General features: G+C 39.2%; 6 protein-coding genes. 5 read left to right on the top strand and 1 reads right to left on the bottom strand.

Annotated elements, in window-relative coordinates; translation table 11 throughout:
- The first annotated feature begins 175 nt into the window (after positions 1–175).
- The 3 genes from NCCP2331_RS18075 to NCCP2331_RS18065 all read left to right on the top strand — a co-directional run bounded on the left by NCCP2331_RS18075 (position 176) and on the right by NCCP2331_RS18065 (position 2,027).
- Positions 176–451, top strand: coding sequence for a helix-turn-helix domain-containing protein (locus NCCP2331_RS18075; protein WP_251672092.1), 276 nt, complete (start codon positions 176–178; stop codon positions 449–451).
- A 309-nt stretch (positions 452–760) separates the two neighbouring features.
- Entirely contained in the window at positions 761–1,849 is a 1,089-nt protein-coding gene (locus tag NCCP2331_RS18070) for a protein rep (protein ID WP_251672091.1), read from the top strand.
- A complete protein-coding gene (locus tag NCCP2331_RS18065) occupies positions 1,842–2,027 on the top strand; it encodes a hypothetical protein (RefSeq protein ID WP_251672090.1) in 186 nt (61 codons plus the stop codon). The genes NCCP2331_RS18070 and NCCP2331_RS18065 overlap by 8 nt, the downstream gene beginning before the upstream one ends.
- Before the next feature lie 6 nt (positions 2,028–2,033).
- Here the strand turns inward: NCCP2331_RS18065 and NCCP2331_RS18060 are convergent, their stop codons facing one another.
- Entirely contained in the window at positions 2,034–2,231 is a 198-nt protein-coding gene (locus tag NCCP2331_RS18060) for a hypothetical protein (RefSeq protein WP_251672088.1), read from the bottom strand.
- 119 nt (positions 2,232–2,350) lie between these two features.
- Here NCCP2331_RS18060 and NCCP2331_RS18055 point away from each other — a divergent pair, with 119 nt between their 5' ends.
- Positions 2,351–3,070, top strand: coding sequence for a hypothetical protein (locus NCCP2331_RS18055; RefSeq protein ID WP_251672087.1), 720 nt, complete (start codon positions 2,351–2,353; stop codon positions 3,068–3,070).
- 642 nt (positions 3,071–3,712) lie between these two features.
- Positions 3,713–4,766: MobV family relaxase (gene mobV, locus NCCP2331_RS18050; RefSeq protein ID WP_251672086.1), on the top strand; the 1,054-nt coding region annotated here is incomplete at its 3' end.

Here is a 4,766-nt window from a genome sequence, read left to right as displayed (position 1 = left end):
AAAGCTCCAAAGAATTTTTACGAGAGCGTACAGGAGATGTGAGAGCCTTTAAAAGCGCTTTTAAGGATTTGGTGGACAAGGTAAGGGAGAAAATCACGGGAAGTGAATTTGAGAATATCCATAAGCGTGAATTGAGAAAAGAACGTGACCGTGGTTTGGAAAGGTGAGTGATGGCATGTCGAGAAGATACGGTTCTACTTGGAGGAAAATTCACGAATTGGGGAGCAGTGACGATGAATTAGACATCGCCTATGCGGAAATTCTTGCAACGGCAGTAAATTATCGAGTGGAAAAGGGGATCACTCAAAATGAACTTGCCAAAAGAAGTGGACTGACATCGAGCATGATTTCTAAAATCGAAAGTCAGCATAGTGTTCCAACCCTAAAAAGTTTTTTGAAATACATGCGCGGTCTTGATCTGGATTGGGCATTTGTAATTCGGAAGAAATGACTCCTGAAAAGGGGTCATTTTTTTACGTTTTAAGCGAAGCGAAAAACGGGTCTCTTCCCTCTTGATACTATACCTTACTATTCCTGCACTTGGAATGGTAAGGTTAGTAGGTCTTCGATCTTACTCCCCCAAGACTTAGACAGTTTCTGTGTGGAGTGATTTAAGGATACGATTAAAAAAAATGACTTGCCTCTTAAACTCTTAGAATGTTAAGGTTGAGTTACGACACAAAACCAAACAATTAAGAAGGGAGACAAGTCACTTTTTTTAAGTTTTAAAAAAACACTGTCTTGTGACTTTACACCAAATATGAAAAAAAATCAAGAGGGCGAACTCTCGAAATTACAGGTAAAAAACACCGAATTAGGAAAAGAAATATTCGAAAAATACGCGCCTAAAAAAGATTTGAACAGAAAAGCTGCTGATTATATGGAGAAACATGTTTCGGTGAAAACAATTAACCGATTTGAAACGTGTTCCAGTTGGTTTCAACATTTGACAAACAAAGAAATGAGTGTGAAGCGATTGCATAAAACGGATGCCTGTGGGAATCGGTTTTGTCCAATTTGTACGTGGAAAACGGCAAAAAAAGATGCCATTAAAATTTCGGTCATGATGGAAGCTTTAAAGGAAATTGAAAAGAAAGAGTTTTTATTCCTGACTTTGACTGCTCCAAATGTTAACGGCGAAGAGTTACGTGATGAGATTGATAGATTTAACCAAGGGGTTAATAAGTTATTTCAAAGAAGACATGTCAAACGCATTGTAAAAGGTTATATTCGCAAATTGGAAGTGACGACTGATCAAGAAAAACAGATTACTGAGGATTTGTACAAGCGTAAGAAGGAGTATTATGATCTGCGCGGGTTAAAAGTGGGCAATCCGAATCCGACATATAACACTTATCACCCTCATATGCACATTATTGTGGTGGTGAATAAAAGCTATTTTAATAAGCCTTCGGAATTCATTAGCAAGGCGGAATGGTTGGAGTTGTGGCGTTCTTGTATGAAGGATAATTCCATTACGCAAGTGGATGCACGGAAAGTTAGTTCAACCAATACGGGCAACTCTAATGCAGTTCTTGAAATCGCTAAGTATTCGGCAAAGGGTAGTGATCTCTATTATAGTGAAACAGTTTTCGATACCTTTTATTTAGCACTCAAACGACGTCAGTTGATTGTTTTTTCTGGCCTAATGAAAGACTATGTTAAAAAATTTAAGAATGGTGAGTTAGATAGATTTAAAAAAGAGAATGAAGATGAGTATACCCATTTGCTTCAATCAATTTGGAAAGGTTCGAATTACGGTAGCAAGTTACGCGAACTCACACCTGAAGAATTGGAATTATATAATCAGCGTGCGAAATTCATTGAGGAGGATGATGATATTGAATGATAATTTGATCTCAGTTGGAGAGAGAAAAGAAAAGCATCCAAGGGAAATGGTTAATATCGAATTGTTGGAAAAGTACGGTCATTATACTCGTATGCCAATTAGAATGCCAGATCAACAAGATTATATTGCTTTGTTGAGGCGAGAAATGTTGCAACGTATGGAAAGTAAAAAGGAGTAGCCTTTGCTACTCCTTTTTTGCTTTTTTATTTAAAAACCAACGTCTTTGGACAAAGATAACAGCACTTACGAAAATCAAAATGCCAATTAATTTAAAAGTTATTTTAGTTTGAAAGCTTGCATCATTATTTTCAATGGCTAATAAAATGGCTGCTATGACTACTCCGATGAAACCTACTAAAAAAGTTAAAGTATTTGTGATCATTTTATTGATAATTCCCCTTTTTTTAATTATTTTACCTGAAATGTATTTATATTTCCAGTAAGTATGTTACCATCATATTGTATTACTTATAAAACCAAAAAAAGGGGGAATTGATACAATTGAGGAAAGTTATGTTGGTATTTAGTGTTATGTTATTATTTTTCATGGCACCATCTTATTCACATGCAACAGCATCTAATCTATCCGTACCTCAGTTAAGTAGTAATGAAGATACATATACTTTTAATGTTGAGGGAGAAGAGTATACTTTAACTTTAGTTACCGAAAATGATGTGCAAACTATTTATGTTGAAAGTAAAGATGGTATAGAAACTGTTTCTTATGACAATGAAAAAGATGAACTTCGTTTTAATGGTGAATTAGCAGATAAAGAACTGCTTGGAGAATTACGAAACGCAGCAGATGAATTAAGTGAAGATTTAGGTCTAAGTGAAAGTTTAAGCGAAAAAGATTCAATTAGTACATTATCTGGTGGTTATAACTGGAAGCACGTGAAAAGTTATAAAAATTCTTTTCATATTGGTGTAGCAACTGTAGTGCTTGTATCAGGCGTGGTTTTATTACTACCAACTGGTACTGGAGCCTTAGCGGGTGCGTTATTAACTATGAAATTGATAGGGATAGTAGCTTCCGCTGTGGTTGCGGCTTCAGGAACTAATGAATCAAAGACTTATTATTACACATTTAATACGTATTACAGCCCTAAAAACGGATATTGGAATAATAAGTTCGAACTATCTGTTTATAAAAATTCAGCTAGAACACAATTGGTTGAACGTGTTTCACATATAACACCTTATGGGAAAAAGTATGATTAATACTTTAATTTAGGAGTTCATTACTATAAAAAAAAAGTGGCGATCGCTGCTTTTTTTCTTTTTTTTTTACTTCTAACTAGTACTCGGAAAAAAATGTGGCGTTTGTCAATGTCTTGGAGCGGTAGCGGAGCGAGGGTGTTTTTCCCGAGTGAGCATAAGGAGCGGAGAGGCATTGACAAACTGGTTACACCCAAACCCTCTTGTCTTGGAACAAACCACGTTTGTTCCTGCCTACCGGCGAGGGAGCCCCCGAAAGAGTCGGGGGTTGGGGGCGTGATTGGTGTGGGTCAAGGGGGATCATCCCCCTTGCAGTGTGACAGCGTCACGGTCTGGATCTTGGGAGAAGAAGAGGAACCTTTGCGGACAAACCGTAAAGGGAAAACGACTTCTCTTGCACGTGAATTTAGGGAAAAAGGGCGTCCAGTTATGGGCGCTCTTTTTCTTGCTTTTGATCTTGGGGGAGCTGCTTCTGGCTCCCTTGCTTTTAGCCCTCGGCAGAGCCTACACCAATGAAATTGGTATAGTAGGCTACACCAAACTACTTTGGTCCTCTTTGCCTGATGTGCTATTCTTGCCCTATATAGGGGGTTTCAATTTTGAAACGGTAGGACCCGAAAAGCAGAAAAAAAGGACGGTGAGACCATGGCACGCTATGCCATTATTCGAGTACAGAAATTCAAGATGTCGGACGTGCAAGGGATCCAAAAACACAACCAACGACAAGGAAAAAGTAAATCGAATTTGGACATTGATTATGAGCGTTCCCATCTGAATGTTGATTTGCTGAATGAGCAAAATTTGCGCTATGAACAAACCCTCAAAAATGAAATCAGTGAGCGAGTGAAACGAAAACCTCGGGCGAACTCCGTCGTTCTGTCGGAATTTCTCGTCACGGCTTCCCCCGAATACATGCAATCTTTGTCAGCAGATGAACAAAAACGCTATTTCGAACGCTCCCTCGATTTTATCAAGGGGCGCTACGGCGAACAGAACACCCTTTATGCGGTCGTTCACATGGATGAGGCCAACCCACATATGCATGTGGGCATTGTGCCGATCACAGAGGACGGCAGGCTGTCTGCAAAGGACCTGTACAATCGGACTGAACTCCGACAGCTGCAGAAGGAGTTTCCAGCTGAAATGCAGCGCCAGGGCTTCGAGGTGGAACGTGGAGAAGAAGGCTCGAAGGAAAAGCATCTTCACCCGAATGAATACAAAGAGAAAAAAGATTTGGAGAAGGAAGTCCAGTTATTAGAGAAAAATCTGGAAGGAAAGAAAGAGGAATTGCTTGCGCTGAATGAAACCGTTCCAGTCAAGGTAAAATTCTCGGCCAAGAAGGAAATGGAAGAAGTGGAGGTGGAAAGCAAAGAGAAAAATTTATTTGGGAGACCCAAAAAGAAAATTCAAAGACAGCCGACTGGAAATATCATCGTATCTGAACCGGAATTTAAGCGGCTGCTGTCTGCGGTCAAAGAAAATGAGCGAATGAAAAACAGCGTGCAGCGGTTCCTCCGTACGGATCTGGCGAAAGAAAATCAAGAGCTAGAAGGACAAATCGACTTGATTTACAACGAGTGGAAAGAGAAAAACGAAGAAAATCAGCAATTGAAAGCCGAAGTTCGGGAATTGCGCTTGGAGAATCGTTCGTTAAAAGAGCGTGTGAGCGATTTAAGGCAGGAAATAGTTTTGCTATATA

The organism is Sporosarcina sp. NCCP-2331 (assembly GCF_023707945.1).
Taxonomy (GTDB): Bacteria; Bacillota; Bacilli; order Bacillales_A; family Planococcaceae; genus Sporosarcina; species Sporosarcina cascadiensis.
The sequence above is the reverse complement of the archived record's forward strand: the minus strand, read 5'-3'. Positions and strand labels throughout refer to the sequence as shown.

Coding starts and splice junctions, on each gene's coding strand:
- NCCP2331_RS18075 (WP_251672092.1), top strand. CDS start 176: ATGTCGAGAAGATACGGTTCTACTTGGAGGAAAATTCACGAATTGGGG.
- NCCP2331_RS18070 (WP_251672091.1), top strand. CDS start 761: ATGAAAAAAAATCAAGAGGGCGAACTCTCGAAATTACAGGTAAAAAAC.
- NCCP2331_RS18060 (WP_251672088.1), bottom strand. CDS start 2,231: ATGATCACAAATACTTTAACTTTTTTAGTAGGTTTCATCGGAGTAGTC.